Consider the following 25,771-nt stretch of genomic DNA (forward strand, 5'->3'; position numbering starts at 1 on the left):
ACCATCCCGGACGCCGGATACCCACGCCATGGATCACGCCCGAATTCTTGACAGGGAGGCCGAGGGCCTGCTGCTGATCGCGCCTTTGGCGTCTGCGTCACGGGCCCGCCCGCGACTGCGGGCACTCTATCGCGATCACCCGGCCATGATGCCCGAAGCGGGGCGGGATGCGTTCCTGACGGGGCGGGCGATGGTGACGCGCGGGATGCGCCTGCTGGGGATGACGCCGCAGGTGGTGGACGACGAAGGCGCGGTCTGGCCAAAGGGGCTGGCGGGCGCGGTCAGTCATGGCGGCGGGCAGGTCGGCGTCTGGTTGCGCCGCGGCGGTGCCGGATCGCTGGGGCTGGATCTGCGGGCGATCGGGGACGGGGCGCAGGGGCTGTCGCAGCACGAATTGCACCTGTTGTCGCAGCAACCCGGACTGGCGCGGATGCGACCCGAGGAACGCCAGGCGGGCGCGATTTCGGCCAAGCATGCGCTGGCCCGGGCGCTTGCGCCGCAGCTTGGGGCCGCCGTCAGCCCGGCGGCCTTGACGGTGCGGGCCTCGGCGCGGTCGGGCATCAGCCTGGGCCTTGCGGATGCGGCCTTGTCCGGGCCGGGAGTGGAGGGCGGTTTCCGGGTCGAGTTGCGGGTCATGCCGGGGCTGGTGCTGACCCGTGTCGCCGTCGGAAGGCCGGCGCGGTTGCGGCTGTGCTGACGGGTCCGGCCCGCGCAGATGTGGGGGACGATATGGGCGCGTGCAGGCGAGGCGCTGTCGGTCTGCGACGCATTGCCCGAGGCTTCCGGCAATCAGGAAGCAAGGAGCGCCTGCCCATGTTCACGATGATCCGGCCGCATGAAACCGCCGCCAATCCGCAACTGATGCGGGCCATCTTCCGGCTGCGCAAACGGGTCTTTCACGACCGGCTGAACTGGCGGGTCGAGGTTCGCGGCAACGAGGAACGCGACGTCTATGACGATCTGGAGGCCAGCTATCTGGTCTGGTGTTCCGAGGATCGCAGCAGGCTTTATGGCGTGGTGCGGCTGATGCCGACCGATGGGCCGACGCTGCTGCATGACGTGTTCTGGGCCACGCATGGCCGCAATGCCGACCTGATCGCGGATGACATCTGGGAAGGCACGCGGATGTGTCTGGACGATGAATTGCTGGCCCGCGACTTCCCCGACATGGATGCCGGACGGGGGTTCAGCCTGCTGCTGCTGGCCCTGTGCGAGGCGGCGCTGGCCTTCGGCATCCGTCGGCTGGTGTCGAATTTCGAGCCGATGATGAGCCGTGTCTATCGCCGCGCGGGCGTCAGGATGCAGATGCACGGCTCGGCCGATGGCTATGGCCGCCGCCCGGTCTGCTGCGCCTCTTTCGCGGTGTCGGATCAGGTGCGGCGCGACATGCGGCAGGCGCTTGGCGTCACCGCGCCGCTGCTTCGCCCGATGGCCCGTCTGGCGCCCTGTCCGATGCCGAACCCATTGCCGATCCCGGTGACGCGCGTTCCCGCGATGATGCATTGACCCCCTGATACGGGAACCGGAATTGGACAGCTTCGCCCTCTATTGCCTTGCCACAGAGATCCGCCCGGCCGAGACCCTGCGGGTTCTGGGGCTGATCGAGCGCAGGCTGATCGCCGACCCCGCCGATCCCGAGGCCCGGCTGTACAAGGGCGCGCTGCTGGCGCGTCTGGGGCTGGCGATGGACGATCCGGGTCAGGCGCGGCGGTTTCTGAATGCGGGGATCGGGATCATGCGCGCCATGCCGCCCGCCAAGGCGACGCGGGCACTGGCACATCTGCGGATGCTCTATGCCCGTGGCACGACGCAGGTGCTGCTGCCGGTGCCGCCGATGACGGCACCCGAGATGGATCGGGGTATTGCCCAGATCCTGAACCATCCCGGTTTTGGCCAGCTGCATGGATCGCGACGCGCGGTCGTGCTGGGGATGCAGGCGCATCTGCTGAAGCAGCGGGGGCAGGACCAGAGCGCGGCGCGGATCTGGAGCGCGGCGACCCTTATCGAGGGTCGGCTGCGGGGTTTTCCCGAGACGCCGCCTCAGATCATCCTGTAGCGCACGGCCTTGGCGACGGCCTGCGCCAGCGAAACACAGTTCAGCTTGACCCGCGCCAGCTTCAGATAGCTGCGCACGGTATGTTCCGACAGGTTCAGGATGATCGCGATCTCGCTGTAGGTCTTGCCCTGTGCAGTAAAGCGCAGACATTCATATTCGCGTGGCGCCAGCTGCGGCACGCCCATGGCATCCGCCGCCGCCTCGGCCAGCGCCTTCACATGCAGGTCCATATGCGCCTGCGTCAGCCCGTCCACATGCCGGGCGACATGATCCGCCCAGCCCTCGGACCGGACGCGGCTGATCGACAGCACGCTCTTGCGTCCATGCGAATCGACATGGACGAGGCTGTAGCCGACCGTGCCCAGTCCCGCCTGCACGAATTCCTCCATCGTCTTCTGCTGATCGCCGTCCAGCACCAGATCAGACCAGAAGAAGGCGTCGTCGCCTTTCTGCGCGCGTTGCAGGACCGGGTCGGCAACGGCCATGTTGTTCAGCAGATAGCGGCTGACCCAGCCCTCGGGATAGGTGGTGCGCACGAAGGGATTGTCCAGCCCGGTGGTGGGATTGGTCAGGATATGCAGGGTGACGTGATCCAGCTTGAGGATCTCGCGGATGGTATCGATGGCTTCTGCGGTGGAATCGGCAGTCAGCATGGAGCGGGTCAGCGTCATTTGCGTCCGGTGGTTGCGTCTTGGGCCGTGTCGGTTCGACTCGCGGCGAGGCTTACCTTAGGCAAGCTGTGTGACGCTTTCCTGTTCCAAATTCGGTTCAGCCGAAATTTGCCTGTTTTGTCCGCGAACTGCCCCCGCCCCTCGGCAGCAAACCGCCAAAAGTCAGGAAAGACCCCGCCCGGCCCCTATCTGGCCGAGCTTTTCTGAACCGACCTGTCAGGTAAAGGCAGATGGGCGGCGGGCCGGTCGCGGGTTGGCAGCAGCGACAGCCGCGCCGTCGCCACGGCGGCGGGCGGATCGGCGGGCTGCGGCTGCGCGGCGGCCGTGTGATCGGGCGGCGGGTCGGGCAGCAGGCGCGCCGCGTGCCGTCCCAGCGCATCCAGATAGGTCAGCATGACCGGCACCACCACCAGCGTCAGCAGCGTCGATGAGATCAGCCCGCCGATCACCGCATGGGCCATGGGTGCGTTCTGGCTGGTGCCCTGATGCAGGCTCAGCGCCATCGGCAGCATCCCCAGGATCATCGCCAGCGTGGTCATCACGATCGGGCGGAACCGGGTGCGGGCCGCGCCGACCAGCGCGTCGTAAAGGTTCGTGCCCTCACGCACCTGCTGATTGGCGTTGTCCACCAGCAGGATGGCGTTCTTGACCACCAGCCCCATGAGCATGATGAACCCAATCACCGACATCACGTTCAGGCTGGAGCCGCCCAGCCACAGCCCGACCATGACCCCGATCAGCGACAGCGGCAGCGACATCATGATTGCCAGCGGTTGCAGGATGCTGCCGAATTGCGAGGCCAGCACCAGATAGATGAACACCACCGCCAGCAACAGCGCGGACGCCGCCGAGGCCCCGGATTCCGCCATCTGCTCGGCATCGCCGCCAAGCGAGAAGCGATAGCCCTCGGGCAGCGGCATCTGCCCCGTCAGCTGCGCGATCTGCGCATAGACATCGCCGGGGGCGTCGGGCGACAGGTTGGCCTCGATGGTGACGCGGCGCGACAGTTGCTCGCGCAGGATCTCGACCGGGCCGCTGCGCTGCTCGATCCGGGCGACCTGATCCAGCCGGATGATCTGGCCGCTGTCGGCATCGACACCCACTGGCAGGTTACCCAGTGCGGCAACGCTGCTGCGCGCCGCCTGATCCAGCCGGATCACGACATCATGGCTTTGGCTGTCGGGGGCGGTCCATGTCGCGATGGTCTCGCCGGTCATCATCGGGGCCAGAACCGCGCCCAGATCGCGGGCCGAGATCCCCAGCTCGCTGGCGTGTTCGCGGTCCAGCTCGATGCCGATTTCCGGCTGTGCCTGCCGCATCGACGAGGTGATGTCCTCGACCCCCGCGATATCCGTCAGCCGCCCGGCGACCTGATCGCCGATCCGCCGCAGCACCTGACTGTCCTGCCCCAGAACGACGATCTGCACCGGCTTGCCCGCGCCGCCGCCCAGATCGCCCTCGGCGCTGACTTCGGTTTGCAGGCCCGGAAACCGCTGAAGCATGGGCCGCAGGCTGGCCGTGAATTCCATCGCCGAGGCATCGCGCTGCGCGTGCGGCACCAGCGTCACGCCGATATTGGCGGTGTTCTTCTGCCCCGCCCCGACCGCAGCCGCGCCGATACTGGCATAGGTCGAGGCGACCTCGGGCATCTGGCGCAGGCGCGTCTCGATCTGGTTCACCCGCGCGGCGGTATAGTCCAGCGAAGATCCCGGTGGGGTCTCGATGCTGACCGAGACACGACCGTTATCCTCGGCCGGCAGAAATTCGGCCCCGACCATCGGGATCAGGGCAAAGCTGGCGATGAACAGGCCGAAGGCGATCCCCAGCGTGGCCAGCCGGTGACGCAGCGACCAGCGCAGCACCGACAGATAACGCCCGGTCAGCCGGTCGAAGCCGTCATTCAGCCGCGCGACCATGCGCCCCACCGGTCCGCGCCGCGTATCGGAATGCGAGGCCGGAGCGTTCCACACGCTGGACAGCATCGGATCCAGCGTGAAGGCCACGAACAACGAGATCAGCACCGCGACCGAGACCGTCACCCCGAATTGCAAGAAGAAGCGGCCCAGAATGCCCTCCATGAAGGCCACGGGCAGAAAGACCGCGATAATCGCCAGCGTGGTCGCGGTAACGGCAAGGCCGATTTCGGCCGTGCCCTCCAGCGCGGCGCGGCGATGGCTTTTGCCGCTTTGCAGATGTCGGGTGATGTTCTCGCGCACGACGATGGCGTCGTCGATCAGGATGCCGACCGACAGCGACAGTGCCATCAGCGTCATGATATTCAGCGTAAAGCCCAGAAAATACAGCGCGATCATGGTGCCGATCATCGAGATCGGCAAGGCCAGCCCGGTGATCACGGTCGAGCGCCACGAGTTCAGGAACAAAAACACGATCACCACCGACAGGATCGCGCCCTCGACCAGCATGTTCTGCACGGCGGACACCGAATCCTCGACCGCGCTGGCCTCGCTGGCGATGACCTCGATGCGCACATCGTCGGGCAGGGTGTCCGTGCCAAGGGCCGCAGCCGCGCGGGTGATGCCACGGGCGACGGCGATGGTATTGGCGCCCTGCACCTTCATCACCTCGACCGCCAGCGCGGGTTTGCCGTCGCGGAAGGCAAGGCTTTCGGCCTCGGCCGGACCGATGCGGATATCGGCGATTTCGGACAGATGCACCGGCTGGCCACCCTGACGCCCGACGATCAGATCGCGGAAATCCCCGACTCGCGCCAGGGCGCTGCGGATCTGGATCGATTGCGACGTGGCGCCTTCGGTGATCGTGCCCGAGGGCAGGTCCGCCGCATTGGCCGCGATTGCCGCCCGGACCTCGGACAGCGGGATGCCTTGCGCGGACAGCCGTTCGGGGTCGATGGTCACATCGACCTGCGCCGGAACCCCGCCCACCAGCGAGACGCTGCCCACGCCGCCGACATTGCGCAGCCGGTCAAGGACGTGATCCTCGGCCAGCCGGGTCAGCTCTGACAACGACCGCCGATCCGAACTGACCGTCAGCGAGATGACGGGCGTGGCCGAAGGGTCGAATTTCAGGATCGTGGGCGTGTCGGCGGCATCGGGCAGGCTGGACTGGACCCCGGCCATCTTGTCGCGCACGTCGTTCATCGCCTCGGCCGAGGGCACGCCCAGATCGAACTGCATCAGCACCATCGCCTGTCCGACCTGCGCGGTGGACTGGATCACGTCGATGCCGCTGATCGTGGCCATCGTGTCCTCGATGGGTTTGATGACGTCGTTCTCGACCGCCTCGGGCGAGGCGCCGTCATAGGCCACGACGATGGCGACGGCGGGCACATCGATATCGGGCATCTGCTCGACCGGCAGGCGTTGCCACGAGAACAGGCCGAAAACCGTGATCGCCAGCATGACCATCACAGTCAGAACGGGATTGTTGACGCTGACGCGGGTCAGAAACATCAGTCCGGCTCCTCGATGCGGACTTCCATGCCGTCGCGCAGCTCTGCCAGTCGCCCGGATACGATGCGGTCTGACGCCTTGAGTCCCGCGACGACGGCAATCAGATCCCCGCCCGCCATGTCCGGGCCGGTTTCAACTGGTTGACGGATCAGGCGGCCATCGCTGATTTTCAGCACATGAGGGCCGCTGGCGTCTTCGCGCAGGGTGTCGCGCGGGATGGCAATGGCGCCGGGGATGCGGGCCATCTCGATTTCGCCGCTGGCAAACATGCCACCGCGCAGGACGCCGTCGGGGTTGCTTACCCTTACCGTCACCGTGCTGTTGCGGCTGCCTTCGCTGGCGATGGGGGCGATGCCCTCGATCCGGCCGGTGAATTCTTGATCCGGCAGGCCCTGCACGGTCAGGTGGACGTTCTGGCCGGGTTCCAACGACACGGTTCTGGCGACCGGCACATTCACCGTGGCCAGCATGCTGGACAGATCGACCAACTCGAACAGGACGGTGCCATTCGCGACGGTCTGACCCGGCTCGGCCTTGCGGGCGGCGATGATACCGTCGAAGGGAGCAAGGACGCGGGTATCGCGCAGGGCAATCTCGGCGGCGACTACGGCGGCCTGTTGCATCTGCAGATTGGCCGCCTGAACGTCGAGATTGCTGCGTGAGGTTTCAAGGTTGGCGGCGGCCGAGATGCCGCGATCGGCCAGCTGTTCGGACCTTTGCGCCTGTGTCTCGGCCAGAAGCGATTGGGCGCGGACAGCCGCCAGGGATGCCCGCTGCTGATGCAGCCCGGCCTCCAGACTATCGCTTTCGATCCGCAGCAGCAGATCGCCGCGCGACACCCGGTCACCCAGTCGCGCGGCGACGTCTTCCACCGTGCCTGCGGTACGGCCGGCGATCTCGACCTGAAGATGCGGGCGCAGGGTGCCGCTGATCGGCAGGGTCTGGCTGAGCGCCTGCGGTTCAACCGTGGTCACGTCCAGCGGGTGCAGCAGGATCCTCGTATCCGGGGCGCCAGCGATGGTTGCGGCGGGCGGCGCAGAAACCGGCGCAAAAACAACACCCGTAAGGGCCAGCGCCAGAACGGCAACGATTCCCCACGGCCAGATCCGCCGTTGCGGGCGGGCAGCCCCGGTCTCGCGCAGTAATTCGCGGGGGGTCTTGGCCCAGTCGGGTTTGCCATTCCGGCTTGCATGAAAGGCGTGTTGTTCGGCTGAAGGCTCGGGCGACATGCGGCGTGGTTCCGTTTCTGCGCAAAGGGCGATGCCCCGGCAGAATGCCCGCGATGGGTCCAAAACGGAAAACGCCAGATCTGTCCCGTACAGATGTGGGGGCAATTATTCCGGAATCTGCCGCCGCGTGAAAAGTGTAAAGGCAATCATCCAGTGGCCGCAGCGTATGGCACCGGGATGCCATCACCATTGCCTTTTCGGCCTCGGTCAGAAGCGGCAACGCGGCGCCTTCGGTTGGGTTCTGGGGTCTGCGACGGTCCCGCGCTTGCGCCAGCTGGCGACTGTCCCCGGTGATCCCATACTCCCGTCACAACCGCGCGAGCGAAGCTGGCGGGCGGTTCCTATTGCCTGGGCGGTCGTGGCCTCCCCGTGACAAACTTGTCCCATAATGCTTCCCTCCATTCCACCGAAAAGGAGCACACCGTCAAACCAGAGGATCGAGCAGCTGAACAGATTTCCGAGGTGGCTTGAATATTGCACGTCGGATTGGTCAGCCGGGAATATTGCGAGGTGACATGAACGAACTGCCACACGTCCCAACCAGTGGAGAAATTTTTACACATATTCGAATTATCGTGGGCATGGTCCTGGGGCTCAGCGTCAGTCGGTTGATAATCGGGCTGACCCGCTTCATTCAGCACCCCGGCAAGGAGAAGATCTACCCACCGCATTTCGGCTGGGTGCTGTTCCTGCTGCTGTTCATCATTCATTTCTGGTGGTTCGAATTCGCCCTTGCCCATCGTCCAAGCTGGTCATTCGCAATCTATTTTTTCCTCGTCTTTTATGCGGGGGTGTTCGCGGCCCTGTCGGCGGTCCTGTTCCCGGATCGCATGGACGAATATCAGGGGTTTGGCGATTACTTCCGCAAGCGCCGCCGGGGTTTTTATATTCTGCTGCTGGTGCTGCTGATCGTTGATGTCGTGGACACGCTGATCAAGGGCGGCGACTATTATGCAGCACATTACGGCTGGTATTATCCGGTCCGTCAGGCGGTGCTGATCGGCGGGACCATGTTGGCGCTGAGATGGCAGTCGGAACGCTATCAGGCGGGCTTTGCCGTCTTCGCATTGCTGTTTCAACTGATCTGGATCGTCAGTCTGTTCGAGGTGATCGGCTGATCATCGATCGCAGTTCAGATGCCGCTGCCGAAATATTCCAGCCTCAGGCTTTCCAGCGTGCCATCCTCCTGAAGGTCCAGGATTTCCAGGGTGACGGGCAAGGCCAGACTGCTTTCATGCGGAAAGGCAAAGCCGTATTTGTCCGGGTGGAACAGGTTGCCGACCACTGCCATACCCTCTTCGGAATGGGTATGCGCATAATGTTCAAGGATCGGCGCATCGCCGACCACCGCGTCCAGCCGCCCCTCGCCAAGCGCCGCAGCCGAAGCGCCGATATTGGGGAAGGAGCGCGTGGCGATGCCCATTTCCTGCATATACCTCTCGGCCACGCTGCCTGTGAAGACACCGACGGTTTTGCCGGGCAGGTCCGACAATTCGGAAACGCCCCGCGTCAGGGACACGGCAGTCATCACGCTGGTCACCGACGAGGTGATATAGGCAATGACCGCGACGCCGACGGCAAGCCAGATCGCCTGCCAGATGCGCCCGACCCAGCCGAACAGGTTCTTGCGCGCGATCCGGCCCGAGGTGACGATGGACATCACATGGTAGAAACTTTCCGCAACGCCGTCGCGCCAACGTCTGGGGTGATCCGGGTCAAAGCGGCGATCGAACAGTGTCAGGCCAATGGTGGCCAGCACGATGATCGACAGCAGCCAGGCATAGGCACGCAGGTGACCGGCATCCTGAAGCCCGTTCAGCACGCCCCGAAACCCGCCACCGCCCTGATCGGGGACCATGATCCTCAACCCGGCATCGTACCAGGGCTGGGTGAAAGCGATGGTCTCGGCGCGGTCGCGGGTGATGGTCAGGTTGGTAATGGCTGCATCGACCTCGCCGCTGGCGGTGGCCCGGACCAAGGCGCCGAAAGTCGGATATTCGGTATAGTGAAACGTCAGACCCAGCTGTTCGGCGACGGTTTCCCACAATTCGATAGCCATGCCGGAATGGGCACCGTTGCCGCGGTCCTCGACGAAGGGCGGGCTGACATAGACGCCGACCGTCAACTCTGTCTGCGGCGCATCCTGAGCGGCGACGCGTGTCGCGCCCAAGGCCACAAACAGCACCAGAATCAGCGTGGCGGCCACTGAAAGTCGTTCGGTTGCGCGTTTCATCCTGTTCCCCCGCCGATCTTCCGGCGGTCGTTACGCGTCCGGATCATCCACATCGCATCCGATGCCGTGACAGCCGATGTAATTGCCGTGGGTGTCGAAATTCGGCTCGCCCTGGCTGTCGAATTGCGGACGGGGATCAATCTGGTCGCCACTGTCGGGATTGTCGACCAGACAGCCCTCGCCATGACATCCGTCATAACCGCTTGAATCGTCGCAAGCGGCGGTTCCCAGCATCAGAAGCCCTGCAAACAGTGCCGCCGGCAGCCTTAACCTCGATTGGTTCATGGTCTTTCCTTTTTGCCATGTCGTCGGTGCAACTGCGATCAGCCGCCGCACGGATCCGCAAGCAAAGCAGCCCGAAAAAGGACGTGGCTCACGGTTTCAATTCGGTTTCGATCTCCTCTTCAATCAGCGCGCAGTGCAGCGCGACGGGCATGGCCTGAATGACATCGTCCAGTGGGCCGTCGATAAAATCGCAACTGATGAGATTGAGATCGCCGCTGAGTCGAGCGGTGAAAACATTGACATTGACCCCAATGTCGCCATCGGACCATTACAACCGCTTCTCGTCAACCCCTCCGCCCGTCATCTGGACGGTGCCCGGCTTTGCCGGCACCTGCACATCCTCGCTGCCAAGGTTGATGCGACTGAACGGCGCCCTGCATCACGAAACGCAATCCAGATGCGTTCGGATCCCTGCGGATCGCCATGCTGCAATGCCTGCGTGTCAGCTTCCTTGCAGCATCAGCGCTCGTATCCATCGTCATCGCATGGACAAGGACGTCAGGCCCCGGCAACGCCACAAACCGGTCGAAAATCGCCAGCCTGATGTCCCGTTACACCTTGAGTGCGGTGGCGCAGTCGGTCGCAACTGTGCGGTCCGTGGTGGTTTGGCCGGGCATCATCGCCCATCCGCCCGCTTCCACGAATGTCCGCATCTGGGTGTTGCCGGTGATCGCGCCCAGTTCGGCGCGTCTGGCCTCGGCGTCAGGGGCAAGGTTGAACCGATCCACGCATATGGCGGTCGCCAGTTCCGAATAGGACGTCTTGCCCGAAGCTTCGGCCGCACTGCGCGAGGACGCGCCCGTCACCCAGCCTCCCCAGCCGAATCCGACAACCATCGTCGCGATGATCGAGACGATACAGGCCCAGAACAGCGCGGTTTTGGTGGGGCGATAGGCTTCCCATCGCTGGCCGATCGAGGGTTTTGTGCTGTGTTGAATGGTCATGGTATTCTCCCTGAGAGTTTGTTGTTGATTGTATCTTCCGGCCGAAGGGCCGGCCTGCATCAGTCCATCGGAAAGCTAGGCACCGGGCAGAACATCTGTCGCAACCCGGGTCTGACCCCGTGCGGCGATGCGGGTTGCGGCGGTTGCTGCCGCCTTGAGGGCATCCGCTTCCCGCGGGTAATTTCCGTGGACATATCCGTCCACCTGCAGCTCCCACGTTTCGCCCTGTTGGTGGATCTGGAACAGGGTCGGGTTGAAGAACACGACCGGCGCTGTTTCGGTGGGCTGTCCGGGCGGCTCTCTGGACGCAGGATTGGCCATTGCCCCGGCCCGTGCGGCGTCGAACCGGTTCTGGCTGCCGATCAGGACGATCGCCCGGATGAACTCGGCGGCGAAATCGGCTGTATCGGCAAATTCCCGTTCGTGACGAACCAGTTTCAGAGGTTCGATGAAAACGTCTTGCAGACGCTCCATGAAGCGCGGCTCGGTTTCGGCCATATGCGCGATCAGCGTCTGCAGGATCCGCTCATGCGCCAGTACGCGGCGTTCAAGGCTGGATTCGTCGGAGTTTCGCGAAACTGGTGGCATGTCTGGCGGTGGGCTGACGTTCTGCACCGGCATGCCTTCGTTTTCGGCTCTTTCGATCTCGGCACCGTTCGTCGCAGGTGACGGCACCGCCGGTGCAGCGCCGAACGCAGTTCTGTGTCGCGATGTCATCGGAAACCCTTTCCGGGCTGCAGCCGTAATGGCTGGTGACCACGGTATTTTACAGCGGTCCCCTGTCATATGGGGTTGAGGCAGGCTGTTTATAATGGGCGATAATTATTATTGTGCCGAAAATACGGCCCGAAACAACATGACCTAAGGTAATTTACCCTTGTATCCGGGAATACAGGCCTTATCTTATATATCGTTCGCCCTTGGAGCATTTGTTCCCTCGGCCTTTTACTTTTCCACTGATGATTCTTCGCCGGGCTGCATGATCTGCGGCGATGTTGTCTGGAAAATGGCAAATATGATGTGCTTGCGCATATCTCGCCGTCGATCACATGGGTTCAAGGCAGTCGAACGACAGTCCGGCAATCACCAGCGATATCAAGGTGGTCGCGCTTTCGTGCCCGATCTTGCGTTGGCATGTGCCTGTTATTCATCTTCCGGCCCTTCATGGCTGGATGTCATCCCGGAGGGTTGAAAATGATCGCCAATAATGTCCGGCAAGGATTCTTCAAAGTCCCTGCCGCTGTGCCGCAGACGCCGCTTGATCGTACCACGCTGGCTGCGCGGCAGCTTATTTCCGACGCCCTGAAGCTGCGCGATGCAAATATTTCGCGCCTGCGGGCAATGCGACTGGCCAAAATGGCGGATGACGAGGCCGCGATTTCGACGTCCGTGCCAGAAAAAAAGAAACGCCGCGCCTCGAAAAAATGACGAAGGCGCCCGCAAAGCCTTGAAATACATTCTGCGAGGCGGCGCATGCCCTCGTCAGAGGATTTTCCGACGACACATGATAATGCCCGTCCCGCGTTTCCTGATCTTGCCGCAACATCTGCTCTGCTTCCGCCCGCAATGCCGGACTCGAGGCCCTTCGCGGGCGTCGGCGGTCCGGATCTGCGCGGCTCCTGCCTTCGATAACGGAACCGTCGCGGTCAAGTGTTTTCGCGCATGTCGAATGTCCCGCTTAACCGCGGCCTTGTCCTTTGAACCGTTGATCCGCCTACCGTCATCGGGCGGATGGGGACCCGGGCCTGTCGATGGCCGGTTCATACCGTCACGGGGTCGTGAGTAGAGTTTATCGCGTCCTCAATACTCGGCGGGGCAGAGCCGGCGGAAACGTGGTATGATTCAGCCACAGCCCTGTCGGTGAGTTGTCTTCGGCAGCGCAGCCGCGCCCCCGGATGGCGACGGGAGAAAACCATATGACTGACATCCTGACCAACCGCCGTACTCTTCTGATTGCTGCCAGTGCCGCCGTGGTGTCCGGCCTGTCCGTTCCCGCCCGCGCGCAAGGGCTTGCCCCGACGCCCTCGATGCGCGGCGGGGCCAACAACTACCTTCCGGGGGCGCCGATCGTGGACCGGATCGGCGGTGGTGGCTTCTGGATGACGGGATCGGTGCGGCGTGCGGGCGACGGTGCCCCGCTGGCCGGACAACGCATCCAGATCTGGGCGCACACGACCGAGGGGCATGAACGCGACCCGCACAGCCACGGTGCCACGCTGACGGACGCGAATGGAATGTTCCGGCTGGAAATGCCGCAGATCGTCCCTGCTTTCGGACAGCCACACGGCCACCTCGCCTATGATGGCGGCGATTTCGAAACCGTCTTTCTTCGTCCGGTCATGCCGAGTGCACGCGAGACCGGCCTCCGCGCGGATTTCGTGCTTGTGCCGGTCTGATCGGGATGAGCAGCGGATGGGCCGATCGGGCCCGCGGGATCCTTGTCTGGGCTGGCCTGACGACAGCGGTTGCCGTGCCGGTCACCGCCGCGGCGGTGAGTCCGCTGCTGGCATGGCGCGAGCCGATCTATATCCTGGCCGGGTTCGCCGGGGTGATCGCGCTGGCGCTTCTGCTCATTCAACCCTTGTTGGCGGGCGGGTACCTGCCGGGAATGCCCGCCCTGAAAGGCCGGCAGGTTCACCGGCTTGTCGGGGGCGTTCTGGTCGCGGCAGTGATCCTGCATGTCGCGGGCCTTTGGGTCACCAGTCCGCCTGACGTGATCGACGCCCTTCTGTTCAGATCGCCGACGCCGTTCTCGTTCTGGGGTGTGGTTGCCATGTGGGCTGTCTTTGCCTCGGCGCTTGTGGCGGCGTTCCGTCGGCGCTTTCATCTGCATGCCTGGCGTATCACCCACACGGTTCTGGCGGTGGTTATCGTCGTCGGAAGCATCGTTCATGCGCTGCTGATCGAAGGGACGATGGAAACGGTATCGAAGGCGGTCCTTTGCGGGCTGGTCTTCGCCGCGACCGTGAGGGCGATTGCCGGCCTGCGGGGCTGGACGATCCGGGCGCGCCGGGATTCGTAAGGGTTTCACCGGATGCCGAACCTCGATGATCGCATTGGGCTGACGCGCAACCTATTCCTCAAAGCGATCCGCATTGTCGCGATCACGCTCGTATCGTCTTGCCAGCGGAAATGACGGCAACCACGACTCGCGCCGGATGGTCCAAAGTTCATAGGTCGGCAGCAGCAGGTCCGGAGAATCCAGAGAACCGAGGTTCACTTCGATTTCATCGCCGCTGCGCCCGAAAACCGTTGATCCGCAATCGGGGCAGAAGAACCGTCCGGCGTAGTCACGTGCTTCGCCCTCGATCGTCACCGCATCCCGGGGGAATATTGCCGAGGCATGGAACAGGGCGCCATGATGCTTGCGGCAGTCGAGACAGTGACAGATGCCGACCCGGTAGGGACGCCCCGACACCTTGATGCGGATGTTGCCGCACAGACAACCGCCGGTGATCCGGTCCATGATCCCCCTCCGCCAGTAAAAAGCCTACTCTGCCGATTTTGTCAGTGACCACGCGCTGCGGCAAGACCGCCCTCGTTATCGGTGCCGGGCGGCGGCGATGGAATATGCCAAAACGGCATTCTCTGACAGGCAGGGGCCCGCCGTCAGCGGTGGGCCTTGTGCCGGATATCCAGCATGATCGAAATTCCGCGTGCCGCGTCCGCCTCGGTTACATCGGCGAAAAGCTCATCGATCCATTCAAGGTGATGCGTCGCCATCTCGCGCATCAGTTGCGCGCCGGTCCGGGTGATGCGAACCCGAAAGGCGCGCCGGTCGGTCTTCATCGTCTCACGCTCGACCAGCCCGTCGGCGACGAGGCGGTCCACGATTCCGGTGACATTGCCGTTCGACACCATCAGTTGCTGCGACAACTCCGTCATGCGCAGCCCATCCGGTGCGGCCAGCAGGACGGCCAGCACGTCGAAGCGCGGCAGGGTCATGTCATAACCCGTACGCAGTCGCTCGCGCAGGTCGCTTTCTACATAACGCACCGCCTTCAGCATTTGCTGCCATAGCCGCAATCTGGTGCGCGCTGTCTCGAAGCCATGCGCCGCGTCGGAAAAGGCAATATGCTCTGCGTCCATGTCGATGCCTTCCACTCGTCCTTCACATACTTCATGCCTGAAACTTCGCGAGAATACAAAGCTGCTGTGAAGAGTTTTGCCGCACGGAAAGCAGGCAGCAAACAGCCGGCCGACATCCTCGTCCGAGACGACCTGACGGGCACATATTGTTTTCAGGTTGAACGAAGATCGCGTGCCGTCACCCAACCCTCACCGTCGGGTCAACAAAAGCCAACCCGTGCCTTGACCCCGGGCGAATCTGGTCCACCTGAAATCTCGGGAAAACCAAGCTGGTCGAGGCCATTCGCTGCGCCCTCGGGCGTAAGAATTATCTTCTCATGGGCTCGGAAGCGCGATCTTCAAGCGATCCGCCAGATACGGAAGCCGCGCCTGTGCTGCCCTTACGAGCGTGACATCAATTTCGGCGGTCAGGACTGCCGGAGCGGCGCCTGCCCGGATCAGTTCGCGGCCGTCCGGGCTTGACACAAAGCTTTCACCCAGAAAGCTCATGCCACTCTCCGTGCCGGAATGGTTGGCATAGGCGAGGAAGATGCCGTTCTCGAAGCCCCGTGTTGGAACCATGGTGCGGCCAACCCAGCCCCATTGGCTTCCAAGGGCTGTGGGAACAAGCAGAAGTTCCGCGCCAAGCTCGGCGGCATGGCGAGCGGTTTCGGGGAATTCGATGTCGAAGCAGATCAATGTGGCGATCCTCAGGCCACGATAAGTGAACACTGTGCAGCCCGCCCCGGGGTGGAAGTGATCGGCCTCGAAACCCGGCGGCAGGATCAGCTTGCGATGGGTGCCGAGGCATTCGCCATCCGGACCGATACATTGTGCGGCATTATAGATCATGCCGTCGCAACGTTCGGGGCCCGCTTCGGGCACGTCACTGGCAGCGATTGCCGTGCTGAACATGGACGACGCAGGAGACGTGGCCCCGGCAGCCGCCATGGGCATGATGATCTTCTATACCAACATTGCCGCGCGCTTGTTGCATATGCTGCTGTCCCGCAGGTTGACGCGCAAAACCCAGGCTTGGCGGCAACGCTGATCCGCGCCGCCCCATGCCTTCTCCCGGTAATGATCGCCATTCTGAGAGAAGAACGCATGCGATCACCAACCATGACTGCCATGGCGGCGGCGCGACCACCGGTCTGGGCAAACGGCAAATAGCCGAGTTCATCCAGGATCAGGAAGTCGAGCCGGCACAGCAGATCCGCGGTGCGCCCCTGTCGATCGGGGCGGCCTTCGCCGGCGTAGAGCCGGACAAACCCGGCCTGGATATAGATCGGCTCGCGCCATGCCAGCAGCGGGCTCGCCGCCGCGGCGGTGATCGGCCCATCCGCCCGATGACGGTGAGGTGTCAGGTAGCGAGCCCGGCCCGCCTTGTGCCGCACAGCCGCCAGCAAAAGCGGCTTGGCGGATGGTCAGCGTTGTGGGATCTTCCTGCCATTCGCTGCATCAGGTTGCGCCTCTTCCACGACGTCCCGCAACTGGCCGAGCACGTTGACCGCGTGCGCAGCATAGGGTCCGATCCAGCGCTGTTGCAGATCATGGATCGGCAGGGCATCCAGATGGTTCCAGCGCTCGCGCCCGCGTCGCTCCACCGCGATCAGACCTGCTTTCTCCAGCACCCCCAGATGCATCATGACCGTGCAGCGATCAATATCCGCCAGCGCCTCGCACAGCGCGCCGGTCGTGCGCGGTCCATCCACCAGCAGATCCAGCAGCTGTCGCCGCATACGATGGCCGAGCGCCTTGAAAATCAGGTCGAATTTTTCTTCGGTTGACATGTTATGATTTTATAACATGATTGGAGGAATGCAAGGAGGATTCCCCGATGGAACTGAAATTCACCGTGGCCGGGCGCATGGCAAAGCCGGTCGATGACGTGTTCGAAGCGGTAGTTGATCCCGATCGCCTGTCGCGTTTCTTTACGACAGGCGGTGCTAAGGGCAGGCTGGAAGCCGGCGCCGAGGTGACATGGGATTTCCATGACTTTCCCGGCGCCTTCCCGGTTCTGGTACAGGAGGTCATCCCGAACGAGAAGATCGTCCTGCAATGGGAAGCATCCACGGACCCCAGCACCTGGACCACCATCACCATGACGTTTCAGCCTCTTGAGGGCGGGCGAACGCTGGTCCGCATCAGTGAATATGGCTGGCCCGAGACCGAGGCCGGGCTGAAAGCCAGTTTCGGCAATTGCGAGGGCTGGACCGGGATGCTCTGCGCCATGAAGGCCTGGCTGGAACACGGGATCAACCTGCGGGACGGCTTTTACAAATAACGCCGCCGCGGAAAGAAACTGCCGGATGGTGGCGTGACCCGGCCGGGCTGCACCGCTCATTCCGGCCAGACAAGCGAGCGATGCAACTGCGCCCCGGCCCAGGCGCCATCCCCCACCGCCAGTGAAACCGAATGCGGCGCCCGCGCGGCATCGCCGCAGGCGAAGATGCCGGGAAGGCTGGTTTCCTTCGTGTCGCTGGTCATCAACTGACGGCCCATCGGCGTCTCGGCAAGCTGGCAACCGGTGGCCTCGGCCAGCGGGCTGGTCGGCTCGGTGCGGGTCGCGGTGAAAAGACCGGCAAAGGGCAGCACCCGACCGTCGCGCAGTTCCACATCCGCCCCGCCCGTGATCCGCGCGACGGGCGTTTCCTCGATGGTCACGCCGCGCTTGCGCAGGTCGTCGCACTGCTCGGCGTCCAGCGTCACGGCGCGATTGGTCAGGAAGGTGACCTCGCCCCATTCCGGCAGCAGCTGCGCCTGATGCACCGACATCGGGCCGGTGGCGATGACCCCGATCCGGCCCTGATCGAGCTCGTAACCGTGGCAATAGGGGCAATGGAACACTGTCCGGCCCCATCGCTCGGTGATACCGGCGATACCGGCGATGTCGGGCAACTGGTCCGTAACGCCGGTGGCCAGCAGGATGCGGCGACCGGAAAAAGCCTCGCCGCTGTCCAGAATGACGCGGAATTCGTCCCGCTGGCCCGCGATGCCGCTGGCGGTTCCCTCGACCCAGCGCATGCTCGGATAGGTCAGCAACTGTTGTCGCGCCCCGGCCCAGATCCGCGCCGGATCAATCCCGTCCTGCCCCAGAAACCCGTGCGAATGGCGGGCGAAACGGTTGCGCCGCTGCCCGGCATCGATCACCAGCACCTTGCGGCGCGCACGCACCAGTTGCAGGGCGGCGGCCATCCCGGCATAGCTGCCCCCGATCACGATCACATCCTGCATATCCTACTCCTGTGCGGCCCGCCTCTGCGCATGACGGCGGGCGAAATCCTGCGCCAGATCGGCCAGTGTCACATCGGCGAAGCGTTCCAGCAGCAGCGCCTCGGCCTCGGCAAAGGCGCCTTCCAGCGCGGCATTGACCGATTGCTCGACCAGACATTCCGGGGTCTCGTTGCGGTTGCCGATGGCGAAGATCGCGGGCTCGCCCAAAGCCTCGTGAAGCCTGCGCAGACTGACCGCCCCCAGATCGGCCGAGATGCGCCACCCGCCCGAGTGACCGCGTTCGGCCGTCACCAGCCCCGCATCGCGCAACAGCCCCATGGTGCGGCGCACCACCACCGGATTGGTGCCCAGGCATTGCCCAAGCGTCTCGGAGGTCATCGGGCCATCATGCTCTGCCATATGCAGCAGGGCGTGGAGGACCGAGGAAAGGCGGCAGTCTCGTCTCATGTAACAACATATGTTATGATTCGGGCCAGGTGTCAAGATCCGACGTAGGATCATGTCCTGAAAATACGCTGGCGCAGCGCCGCCGCCTTGGTCATGCCCTCGGACCAGATCACAGCGCAACTCTCGGCGGATGACGCAAATGGGATCGGTCACGAGGAACCTCATTGCGGCCCGACGGGTTGTAGGCCCGATAAGCATGAAGGAGGTAACATCATGCTGAAGCGCAGTTTCACGACCGTCCTTGTGGGCAGTCAGGCCTTGGGTCTTGGTGTCCTTCTGGGCAGCTCGGCACTGGCCCAGTCCGGCGAAGTGGTCGAAGGCAATACCACTGTGGTCGAGACACCACTGGACAACACGGCCGTCGTTCCGGGAATGGCGGCAGAGCCCGGCACCCCGGTTGGTGCCGTGTCGAGGCCGGATTATCCACTGCTTGAGCAGCTCGACAATGACGAGGCGGTTGCGCAATCCCTGATTTCTCAGGGCTTCACCGATATCCATATCCTGCGCGAAGGCGCCATCATGACGGTGCACGCCGAACGCGAGGGCCAGCCGACAGAGCTGGTTTACAGCATCGCCAATGGCAGCCTGATTTCGGTTGACGGCGTGAAGCTGCGCGCCGAGCCGGACACGACCAGCAATGGCGAAACGGCCGCAGCGGCATCCGACGACGCGCCCGATGGTAACGATGGAAGCAATGACGGATCGGATGAAGATTCCGGCAGCGATCCCGGGTCGGACGATGGTTCGGATGACGGCGATTCCAATGACGGGTCAGATGATGGTTCGGACAGCTCTGACGGGGCCGATGGCTCTGATGGCGGGGATGGCGGCTCTGATGGCGATGGTTCCGATGGCGGAGACGGTGGCGAAAGCAACGGCTGATCCCGCCTGCCCGCATGAACCGGATGGGCATTTGCATCCGGTTCATGCAAGCCGCCGCCAGGCATGCCGCGCAAGCTGTTGCGCGGATGCCCTTCCTGTGCCCGCCATCGCCCGGATTCCATCCCTCCCTTCGCCCGCTTGAGGTTTGCCATGTCATTCCGCCTCAAACGCCTGCTCTGCTGCGCCTTCATCGCATCATCAGCCCTAGCCCCTGTGGCATTCGCTGATGATGCCTCCTGCGACATCGACATCGGCAACACGCATATCGATGGACCCTGCGTATTCACACCGCGCAAGGATGGCAGCTTCGGTGTGACCATGCAGGACGGCACCAGTTTCGCCGGGGCACGCGAGCTTTCGCTGGACATCGTCGGCAAACGGGCCGGCACGCTCAGCGACAGCAACGGCCGCAATCTGGGCCTGGCCAACCGATCATCCACCGACGCTGCCTGCTGGATCGCAGATGAAGCGAGCGTCTGCGTCCGCGCCCTCGAAGATCCCCGATCCGGGCAGAAGAACGCCATATCGGCCGCACCCTTCGGCGATCTGCCCCGCGTCGTCACCGGCCGCTGCCATATGGACAGTTGCTGGTGGGTGCGTATCGAAGAGATCGAGGAAATCGGCACGGGTTCCGATGACATCCCCGGACGCCGTCTTCTTGTAAAGCTGAGCCACGCTTCGTCCGAAATGGCGGTCGAGGATTATGACAACGTTCCGGCGCCCGATGCCGATATCTGGGGCGATCCGGTTCATGACCAGTATTTCTGCTCGATGATCCGACCGGCTGTTCTGACCGACGACCAAGGTTGGACGGTGCTTCCCCTGCCTTCGGTTTTCGGTGCAACCGAAGGAGCGACGAACATCTATCTCGATCTGTGCCACGGTCATGCCGAACGTGATCCATACGAGGCGGTGAAGGAACTGGGCTATGACGTTGCCCATGAGGATCAAAGTTTCCGCACCTTCGCCGATCTGATCACGCCATGATCGCGGAATTGCAGCAATGCAGAGGGCCTGGCCTTTGTAGTGAATGAGATTGCGGGGGCATGCGTGATGGAAAGCGGGCGCCCTTGACGTTCAGCGCGCCTTATCCAGCAGGCCCAGAGCCGCCATGCTGGAGGTGACATTCGCCAGATGGCGTTCCATCAATTCGGCTGCGGTTTCGGGCTGACCGGCCTCTATCGCGTCAAGGATCGCCAGATGTTCGCGGGACTGGACATAATAGCGCGCCCGGTCCTGCATTGATTGATAGGTCAGCAGCCGTCGTACCCGGTTTACCCTGACCAGCGTCTGTACAAGGAAAGGGTTGCCACTGCCCGATATCAGGGTTTCGTGGAATTGCGTGGCGCGGGCGTAAAGCGCATCGGGCGCGAGCCGGTCTATACCACCAGCCAGCAGGTCGTTTTCGACCCGCCGCAGCCGGGCGATAGCCGCCCGATCAAGCTGATAGCCGGGCAGGCGCAGGCTGGCCGGCTCCAGAATCATCCGCAGTTGATAGGTCTGGGCCAGCGCTCCGGGTTGGGTCAGCTCGGGAATGAAATTCCAGCCATAGCCCGCGCGCTTTTCGGCGATGCCCTCATGCGCCAGCCGGGCCATCAGGTCGGTGGTCTGCCGCCGGGTCAGGCCAAGCCGTTCGCGCAGTTCCTGCTCGGACACCTGCGGGCCGATGGCGCCTTTCACCAGCAGGGCGGCAAGGGCGAGATAGGCCTTATGGACCGGATCATGCACGGCCGCAGGTTGCGCGGGGTCCGCCGTCCCGGCCACGAAATAGCCGCGATTGGGCTGATGTGTCACCCTTCCGGCGGCGAGCAGTGCCTTCAGCGCCTGCTCGACCGGCCAGCGTGAAACACCCAGCCGCGCGGCCAGTTCGGTCGTGCGCAGATGGGCGCCATCCGGAAGCTGCATGGAATCGATCTGCGCCGCGATTTCTTCGGCCAGGCGTGGCCCCATTCGGCTGCGTTTGCTTGAAGTTGTCACGTCGGGCGGACTCCGGGTGCTGTTCCGGTTGCCTTGTAACACGGGCATTGCGAGATTGGTATTGCATTTACAGATTTATAAATGCAGAAATGATCGGCAACAGAGGAGGGGTGCGGGATGACGCGCAAAGACGGGGTGTTCACCGAGGCGCAGCTTGCAGAACTGGTGGCAGCGATTTTCCGGGGCCACGATGTGCCGCCACAGGATGCACGACGTGTGGCCGAATGCCTGGTGCTGGCGGATCTGCGCGGCGTTTCCTCGCATGGTGTGTCGCGCGTGCCGATCTATGCCGAGAGGTTGCGGCGCGGGCTGGTGAAGGCGCGGCCCGACATGCGTCTTGAGCAGGTGCTGACCGTGGCCGCGCGGCTGGACGCCGATGACGCGCTGGGGTTCGTGGCGGCGACGAAGGCGATGGATTGCGCGACCGCAATGGCGCGCGAACATGGGATGGGAATGACCTTCGTGCGCCGCTCGACCCATTTCGGGATGGCCGCGAATTACCTGTTGCAGGCGACCGATGCCGGGCTGGCCGCGTTCGTCTTTACCAATGCTTCGCGGGCGATGCCGATCTGGGGCGGGCGAGAGCCCTTCCTTGGCACCAGCCCCTTCGCCTTTGCCGCGCCCTGCGGCGATCAGCCGGTCGTGCTGGACATGGCGCTGTCGGTGGTGGCGCGGGGCAAGGTGCGCCGGGCCGCCGCACGGGGCGAGGCGATCCCCGAAGGATGGGCGCTGGATGCCGAGGGCAATCCCACCACCGATGCGCGCAAGGGTTATGAGGGCGTGGTGCTGCCACTGGCCGGGGCCAAGGGCTCGGGGCTTGCGCTGATGATGGAAATCGTCGCGGGTGTGATGTCGGGCGCGGCTTTCGGCGGGGCGGTGGGCAACCAATACAATGATTTCGATGCGCCGCAGGATGTGGGCCATTGCTTCATCGCCTTTCGGCCCGACCTGTTCGACGGGCCCGAGGAATACCGGACGCGGATGGAGGCCTTGCGCCACCGTGCCAAGGACCAGCCCCGTGCCGCCGGCGTGGCCGAGATCCTGTTGCCCGGCGAGATCGAGGCACGGACGACCCAGGCCCGCCGCCGCGACGGCATCCGCATCGACCCCGAGGATCTGGCCGCCCTGCGCGCCGAAGCCGAACGGGTCGGCGCAGCCTTCCCGGCCTGAAATCCGAACGCCCTTTGCCCGATAACCGGAGACTGCCCATGCAAGACACGCCCCGTTCCGCCCCAAGGCTGCTGATCCTTGATGGCGACGGCATCAGCCCCGAGATCGTCGGCGCCACGATCAGGGTTCTGGACACCATCGACAGCCGCCTTGGCCTTGGGCTGGACATCCAGCGGGCCGAGGTCGGGCTGTGCCCTCTGGCCGCGCAGGGCACGACCTTTCCGGATGGACTGCTGGAACAGGCCCGCGCGGCGGACGGGATCATTCTGGGGCCGGTCTCGCATAATGATTACCCGCCGGTGGCAGAGGGCGGGATCAACCCTTCCGGCCATCTGCGCCGGCATCTGGACCTGTTCGCCAATATCCGCCCGGCGCGTTCGCATCCCGATTTCCCGGCGCGCTGCGGTGTGCCGGTCGATCTGGTGATCGTGCGCGAGAATACCGAAGGCTTTTACGCCGACCGCACCATGTTTGCGGGCACGGGCGAATATATGCCGACCGAGGATGTCGCCATCGCCATGCGCAAGGTCACTCGTCACGGCTCGACGCGGATCGCCGAAGCCGGGTTCCGGCTGGCGCGGCAGCGCGGCGGCAGGCTGACCGTGGTGCACAAGGGCAATGTGCTGCGGCTCAGCGATGGGTTGTTTCTGCAATGCACCCGCGAGGTGGCGAAGAATTTCCCCGATGTCGCGTTCGAGGAGGTGCTGGTCGATGCGATGGCCGCGTTGCTGGTGCGCGATGCCAGCGCCTTTGACACCATCGTCACCACCAATATGTTTGGCGACATTCTGTCGGATCAGGCCACCGAGATCGCGGGCAGTATCGGGCTGGCGGCCTCGTTGAATGCCGGAACCGATCATGCGATGGCGCAGGCGCAGCACGGCTCGGCGCCCTCGATCGCGGGGCAGGACCGGGCAAATCCCTGCTCGTTGATCAACTCGACCGCCATGCTGCTGCGATGGCTGGGCGAACGCCGCGCCGATCCCCGGCTGGAACAGGCCGCGCGGATGATCGAGACGGCGGTGGACCGGGTGATCGCGGTTCCCGAATGGCGCACCGGCGATATGGGCGGCCCGCTTGGCACCGGCGCATTCACCGCGCGGCTGGTCGAAACGCTTGAACGGCTGGATCCCGACGGGCTGGCCCGAACCGGAACGGAGGACTGACATGGAGCGGATCAACGCATTGCTGGCGCCGACCGGCACGCTGCGAGTGGTGATCAACATGGGCAATGCCATCCTGACCCGCACGGCGTATGACGGACAGCCAGCGGGGATTTCCGTGGATCTGGCCGGCGAATTCGCGCAAAGCCGGGGCCTGCCGCTTGAGCTTGTGACGGTGCCGAACGCCGCCGCCTCGGTCGAGGCAATCGGGGCGGGCAGGGCCGATCTGGGCTTTTTCGCCATCGACCCCGCGCGGGCCGCACTGGTGCGTTTCACGGACCCTTGGGTGCTGATCGAGGGCTGGTATCTGGTGCCCGAGGCATCGCCCATCGTCTCGGTCGATCAGGTGGACCGGCCCGGCCATCGGATCGCCGTTGCCAAAGGCAGCGCCTATGACCTGTTCCTCAGCCGCACGATCTCGCAGGCCAGTCTTCAACGCACGAAAACCTCGCAAGAGGTGGTGGATTTCTGTCTTTCCAATGGGTTCGAGGTTGCCGCCGGTATCCGCCAGCAGCTTGAGGCCGATCAGGCGCGGCATCCGGGACTGCGGCTTCTGCCCGGCCGCTTCATGGTGATCCGGCAGGCGCTGGGGGTTCCGGCCGGGCGCGATCCGGCCGTTTCCGCCACCGTGAACGACTTTCTGGCCGGGGCGCGTGACAGTGGTCTGGTGGCGCGCCTGATCGCCGAAAACCGGGCCGAGGGCGCCACTGTGGCCTGAGCCAGATTCAGGATTCGGGCCGGGATTTACGATTCTGACAGCTTTTTGACAGCTTTGTGTGTTCTAACTGGTACGAGATGCGGTTTCGGCCGCACCACGCAATGGGAGGAAAATATAAATGACGTCTCTGCTCCGCCAGGTGCGGACCGCGGTCGCTTCGGTCGCAGTCGCTGCCAGCTTCGCTTTCGCCGCCCCAGCAATGGCCCAGGAGGTCGATTTTTCCGGCAAGAACATCGAATGGACGATTCCATTCTCGGAAGGTGGCGGCTCGGATGTCTGGGCGCGGTTTTTGGCGCCCTATCTGTCGCGCCATCTGCCCGGCAATCCCAGCGTGATCATCCGCAACGTCCCCGGCGGCGGCTCGATCACCGGGACGAACGAATTCGCAGCCCGCGCCCGCCCGAACGGGTTGCAGCTTGTGGGCACCTCGGGTTCGACCCAGTTCCCCTATCTGCTGGGCGATCCCCGCGTACGCTATGACTACGAGGTTTTCGAGCCGGTGCTGGTCTCGCCGACCGGCGGCGTGGTCTATATTCCCGCCAGCTTCGGGGTCGAGAATGCGTCCGAACTGGGCCAGCTGGCCGATCGCGAACTGGTCTATGCCAGCCAGGGCGCGACCTCGCTCGATCTGGTGCCGATGCTGGCATTCGAGGTGATGGGGCTGAACGTCCGCCATGTCTTCGGCATGACCGGGCGAGGCGACGGCCGTCTGGCCTTCGAACGCGGCGAGGCGACCATCGACTATCAGACCTCGTCGGCCTATCTGACCAACGTGCAGCCGCTGGTGGATAACGGCACGGTCGTGCCGCTGTTCTCGTGGGGTGTTCTGGACGCCCAGGGCAACGTGCAGCGCGATCCCTCGTTCCCCGACATTCCGCATTTCGTCGAAGCCTATGAAATGATGCATGGCGATGCCCCCTCGGGTCTGGCCTTCGACGCCTACATGGCCTTCTTCGGCTCGGGCTTTGCGGCGCAGAAGCCGGCCATGCTGCCCGCCGGGACGCCGCCCGAGATCGTCCAGGCCTATCGCGAGGCCTTCGCCGCCGCCGTCGCCGACCCGGAACTGGTCGCCAGTGCCGGCGAAATCCTGGGCGACTATGAGCAGGCGGTCGGTGACGATGTGGCCGGTCTTTATCGCGTGGCGACCACCATCGACCCGGAAGCCCGCGAATGGGTGCAGAACTATCTGCGCGAAAATCATAACGTCACGCTTAACTGAACCAGAAATGCGCCGTGCCCTTCGTGGGGCGCGGCGCCCGC

30 protein-coding genes and 1 pseudogene are annotated in these 25,771 nt (G+C 64.0%); 16 read left to right on the plus strand and 15 right to left on the minus strand.

Annotation, left to right across the window (positions count from 1 at the left end; translation table 11 throughout):
* Nucleotides 1-28: 28 nt before the first annotated feature.
* From JHW40_RS22740 to JHW40_RS22750, 3 genes are all read left to right on the plus strand, one after another.
* The gene (locus JHW40_RS22740) at nucleotides 29-697 is read left to right on the plus strand and encodes a hypothetical protein (RefSeq protein ID WP_090610394.1); all 669 of its coding nucleotides are present in this window, start codon (nucleotides 29-31) and stop codon (nucleotides 695-697) included.
* 116 nt (nucleotides 698-813) lie between these two features.
* On the plus strand, nucleotides 814-1,506 hold the full coding sequence (locus JHW40_RS22745) for an acyl-homoserine-lactone synthase (protein WP_090610393.1): 693 nt from the start codon (nucleotides 814-816) through the stop codon (nucleotides 1,504-1,506).
* A gap of 22 nt (nucleotides 1,507-1,528) precedes the next feature.
* Nucleotides 1,529-2,056, plus strand: a complete 528-nt coding sequence (locus JHW40_RS22750; protein WP_090610392.1) for a hypothetical protein — start codon at nucleotides 1,529-1,531, stop codon at nucleotides 2,054-2,056.
* On the opposite strand, the gene JHW40_RS22755 is transcribed toward JHW40_RS22750, so the two are convergent.
* From JHW40_RS22755 to JHW40_RS22765, 3 genes are all read right to left on the minus strand, one after another.
* Nucleotides 2,041-2,727: a helix-turn-helix transcriptional regulator gene (locus tag JHW40_RS22755; protein WP_090610391.1), complete on the minus strand. Its 687-nt coding sequence runs from the start codon at nucleotides 2,725-2,727 to the stop codon at nucleotides 2,041-2,043. The genes JHW40_RS22750 and JHW40_RS22755 overlap by 16 nt on opposite strands.
* Nucleotides 2,728-2,912: 185 nt before the next feature.
* Nucleotides 2,913-6,158, minus strand: a complete 3,246-nt coding sequence (locus JHW40_RS22760; RefSeq protein ID WP_090610390.1) for an efflux RND transporter permease subunit — start codon at nucleotides 6,156-6,158, stop codon at nucleotides 2,913-2,915.
* Nucleotides 6,158-7,387 (minus strand): efflux RND transporter periplasmic adaptor subunit, encoded by a 1,230-nt coding sequence (locus JHW40_RS22765; RefSeq protein WP_090610389.1) that lies wholly within the window; start codon nucleotides 7,385-7,387, stop codon nucleotides 6,158-6,160. The genes JHW40_RS22760 and JHW40_RS22765 overlap by 1 nt, the downstream gene beginning before the upstream one ends.
* A 581-nt stretch (nucleotides 7,388-7,968) precedes the next feature.
* Here JHW40_RS22765 and JHW40_RS22770 point away from each other — a divergent pair.
* Nucleotides 7,969-8,505 (plus strand): hypothetical protein, encoded by a 537-nt coding sequence (locus tag JHW40_RS22770; protein WP_244519099.1) that lies wholly within the window; start codon nucleotides 7,969-7,971, stop codon nucleotides 8,503-8,505.
* 14 nt (nucleotides 8,506-8,519) lie between these two features.
* Here the strand turns inward: JHW40_RS22770 and JHW40_RS22775 are convergent, their stop codons facing one another.
* Together JHW40_RS22775 and JHW40_RS22780 are read right to left on the minus strand one after the other, a co-directional pair.
* Entirely contained in the window at nucleotides 8,520-9,620 is a 1,101-nt protein-coding gene (locus JHW40_RS22775; protein WP_090610387.1) for a transporter substrate-binding domain-containing protein, read from the minus strand.
* Nucleotides 9,621-9,650: 30 nt separating this feature from the next.
* Complete coding sequence (locus JHW40_RS22780) at nucleotides 9,651-9,905, minus strand: hypothetical protein (RefSeq protein ID WP_139208099.1); 255 nt, start codon at nucleotides 9,903-9,905, stop codon at nucleotides 9,651-9,653.
* Between JHW40_RS22780 and JHW40_RS22785 the strand changes: the two genes are divergently transcribed.
* Entirely contained in the window at nucleotides 9,904-10,449 is a 546-nt protein-coding gene (locus JHW40_RS22785; RefSeq protein ID WP_139208098.1) for a hypothetical protein, read from the plus strand. The two genes, JHW40_RS22780 and JHW40_RS22785, sit on opposite strands and share 2 nt — an antisense overlap.
* A gap of 7 nt (nucleotides 10,450-10,456) precedes the next feature.
* Here the strand turns inward: JHW40_RS22785 and JHW40_RS22790 are convergent, their stop codons facing one another.
* Nucleotides 10,457-10,849, minus strand: coding sequence for a hypothetical protein (locus JHW40_RS22790; RefSeq protein ID WP_090610386.1), 393 nt, complete (start codon nucleotides 10,847-10,849; stop codon nucleotides 10,457-10,459).
* Between the two features lie 75 nt (nucleotides 10,850-10,924).
* Nucleotides 10,925-11,635, minus strand: a complete 711-nt coding sequence (locus tag JHW40_RS22795; protein WP_170851720.1) for a hypothetical protein — start codon at nucleotides 11,633-11,635, stop codon at nucleotides 10,925-10,927.
* Nucleotides 11,636-12,043: 408 nt separating this feature from the next.
* Between JHW40_RS22795 and JHW40_RS22800 the strand changes: the two genes are divergently transcribed.
* The 3 genes from JHW40_RS22800 (at nucleotide 12,044) to JHW40_RS22810 (ending at nucleotide 13,871) form a co-directional block, all read left to right on the plus strand.
* A complete protein-coding gene (locus JHW40_RS22800) occupies nucleotides 12,044-12,277 on the plus strand; it encodes a hypothetical protein (protein WP_090610384.1) in 234 nt (77 codons plus the stop codon).
* A 488-nt stretch (nucleotides 12,278-12,765) separates the two neighbouring features.
* Nucleotides 12,766-13,245, plus strand: a complete 480-nt coding sequence (locus JHW40_RS22805; RefSeq protein WP_090610415.1) for a peptidase associated/transthyretin-like domain-containing protein — start codon at nucleotides 12,766-12,768, stop codon at nucleotides 13,243-13,245.
* A 5-nt stretch (nucleotides 13,246-13,250) separates the two neighbouring features.
* A complete protein-coding gene (locus JHW40_RS22810) occupies nucleotides 13,251-13,871 on the plus strand; it encodes a ferric reductase-like transmembrane domain-containing protein (RefSeq protein WP_090610383.1) in 621 nt (206 codons plus the stop codon).
* 51 nt (nucleotides 13,872-13,922) lie between these two features.
* On the opposite strand, the gene JHW40_RS22815 is transcribed toward JHW40_RS22810, so the two are convergent.
* The 3 genes from JHW40_RS22815 to JHW40_RS22825 form a co-directional block, all read right to left on the minus strand.
* Nucleotides 13,923-14,315 carry a GFA family protein gene (locus tag JHW40_RS22815; protein ID WP_090610382.1) on the minus strand — a complete coding sequence of 131 codons (393 nt, stop codon included), beginning with the start codon at nucleotides 14,313-14,315 and terminating at the stop codon, nucleotides 13,923-13,925.
* Between the two features lie 143 nt (nucleotides 14,316-14,458).
* Nucleotides 14,459-15,124 carry a MarR family winged helix-turn-helix transcriptional regulator gene (locus JHW40_RS22820; protein WP_272849140.1) on the minus strand — a complete coding sequence of 222 codons (666 nt, stop codon included), beginning with the start codon at nucleotides 15,122-15,124 and terminating at the stop codon, nucleotides 14,459-14,461.
* A 129-nt stretch (nucleotides 15,125-15,253) separates the two neighbouring features.
* The gene (locus JHW40_RS22825) at nucleotides 15,254-15,769 is read right to left on the minus strand and encodes a nitrilase-related carbon-nitrogen hydrolase (RefSeq protein WP_170851719.1); all 516 of its coding nucleotides are present in this window, start codon (nucleotides 15,767-15,769) and stop codon (nucleotides 15,254-15,256) included.
* Here JHW40_RS22825 and JHW40_RS22830 point away from each other — a divergent pair.
* Nucleotides 15,768-15,968 carry a hypothetical protein gene (locus JHW40_RS22830; RefSeq protein ID WP_272849159.1) on the plus strand — a complete coding sequence of 67 codons (201 nt, stop codon included), beginning with the start codon at nucleotides 15,768-15,770 and terminating at the stop codon, nucleotides 15,966-15,968. The genes JHW40_RS22825 and JHW40_RS22830 overlap by 2 nt on opposite strands.
* A gap of 91 nt (nucleotides 15,969-16,059) precedes the next feature.
* Here the strand turns inward: JHW40_RS22830 and JHW40_RS22835 are convergent.
* Together JHW40_RS22835 and JHW40_RS22840 are read right to left on the minus strand one after the other, a co-directional pair.
* A pseudogene (locus JHW40_RS22835) lies at nucleotides 16,060-16,161 on the minus strand (ATPase); the annotation flags it as partial.
* 183 nt (nucleotides 16,162-16,344) lie between these two features.
* Entirely contained in the window at nucleotides 16,345-16,710 is a 366-nt protein-coding gene (locus tag JHW40_RS22840) for an ArsR/SmtB family transcription factor (protein ID WP_090610380.1), read from the minus strand.
* 47 nt (nucleotides 16,711-16,757) lie between these two features.
* Between JHW40_RS22840 and JHW40_RS22845 the strand changes: the two genes are divergently transcribed.
* Complete coding sequence (locus tag JHW40_RS22845; protein ID WP_090610379.1) at nucleotides 16,758-17,204, plus strand: SRPBCC family protein; 447 nt, start codon at nucleotides 16,758-16,760, stop codon at nucleotides 17,202-17,204.
* Nucleotides 17,205-17,260: 56 nt separating this feature from the next.
* Here JHW40_RS22845 and JHW40_RS22850 read toward each other — a convergent pair whose 3' ends face one another.
* Nucleotides 17,261-18,154 carry an NAD(P)/FAD-dependent oxidoreductase gene (locus JHW40_RS22850; RefSeq protein WP_090610378.1) on the minus strand — a complete coding sequence of 298 codons (894 nt, stop codon included), beginning with the start codon at nucleotides 18,152-18,154 and terminating at the stop codon, nucleotides 17,261-17,263.
* A gap of 3 nt (nucleotides 18,155-18,157) precedes the next feature.
* Nucleotides 18,158-18,601: an RrF2 family transcriptional regulator gene (locus JHW40_RS22855; RefSeq protein WP_090610377.1), complete on the minus strand. Its 444-nt coding sequence runs from the start codon at nucleotides 18,599-18,601 to the stop codon at nucleotides 18,158-18,160.
* Between the two features lie 213 nt (nucleotides 18,602-18,814).
* Between JHW40_RS22855 and JHW40_RS22860 the strand changes: the two genes are divergently transcribed.
* Together JHW40_RS22860 and JHW40_RS22865 are read left to right on the plus strand one after the other, a co-directional pair.
* Nucleotides 18,815-19,483: a hypothetical protein gene (locus tag JHW40_RS22860; RefSeq protein WP_090610376.1), complete on the plus strand. Its 669-nt coding sequence runs from the start codon at nucleotides 18,815-18,817 to the stop codon at nucleotides 19,481-19,483.
* A 150-nt stretch (nucleotides 19,484-19,633) separates the two neighbouring features.
* The gene (locus JHW40_RS22865; protein ID WP_272849141.1) at nucleotides 19,634-20,470 is read left to right on the plus strand and encodes a hypothetical protein; all 837 of its coding nucleotides are present in this window, start codon (nucleotides 19,634-19,636) and stop codon (nucleotides 20,468-20,470) included.
* A 90-nt stretch (nucleotides 20,471-20,560) separates the two neighbouring features.
* On the opposite strand, the gene JHW40_RS22870 is transcribed toward JHW40_RS22865, so the two are convergent.
* Complete coding sequence (locus JHW40_RS22870) at nucleotides 20,561-21,433, minus strand: GntR family transcriptional regulator (RefSeq protein WP_170851718.1); 873 nt, start codon at nucleotides 21,431-21,433, stop codon at nucleotides 20,561-20,563.
* Nucleotides 21,434-21,577: 144 nt separating this feature from the next.
* Here JHW40_RS22870 and JHW40_RS22875 point away from each other — a divergent pair, with 144 nt between their 5' ends.
* The 4 genes from JHW40_RS22875 (at nucleotide 21,578) to JHW40_RS22890 (ending at nucleotide 25,730) form a co-directional block, all read left to right on the plus strand.
* Nucleotides 21,578-22,630 carry an Ldh family oxidoreductase gene (locus JHW40_RS22875; RefSeq protein WP_090610373.1) on the plus strand — a complete coding sequence of 351 codons (1,053 nt, stop codon included), beginning with the start codon at nucleotides 21,578-21,580 and terminating at the stop codon, nucleotides 22,628-22,630.
* A gap of 38 nt (nucleotides 22,631-22,668) precedes the next feature.
* Nucleotides 22,669-23,796 (plus strand): isocitrate/isopropylmalate dehydrogenase family protein, encoded by a 1,128-nt coding sequence (locus tag JHW40_RS22880; RefSeq protein WP_090610372.1) that lies wholly within the window; start codon nucleotides 22,669-22,671, stop codon nucleotides 23,794-23,796.
* A gap of 1 nt (nucleotide 23,797) precedes the next feature.
* Nucleotides 23,798-24,511: a transporter substrate-binding domain-containing protein gene (locus JHW40_RS22885; RefSeq protein ID WP_090610371.1), complete on the plus strand. Its 714-nt coding sequence runs from the start codon at nucleotides 23,798-23,800 to the stop codon at nucleotides 24,509-24,511.
* Nucleotides 24,512-24,629: 118 nt separating this feature from the next.
* Nucleotides 24,630-25,730, plus strand: a complete 1,101-nt coding sequence (locus tag JHW40_RS22890; RefSeq protein WP_090610370.1) for a Bug family tripartite tricarboxylate transporter substrate binding protein — start codon at nucleotides 24,630-24,632, stop codon at nucleotides 25,728-25,730.
* Nucleotides 25,731-25,771 lie beyond the last annotated feature (41 nt).

This window comes from Paracoccus alcaliphilus (assembly GCF_028553725.1).
Lineage (GTDB): Bacteria > Pseudomonadota > Alphaproteobacteria > Rhodobacterales > Rhodobacteraceae > Paracoccus > Paracoccus alcaliphilus.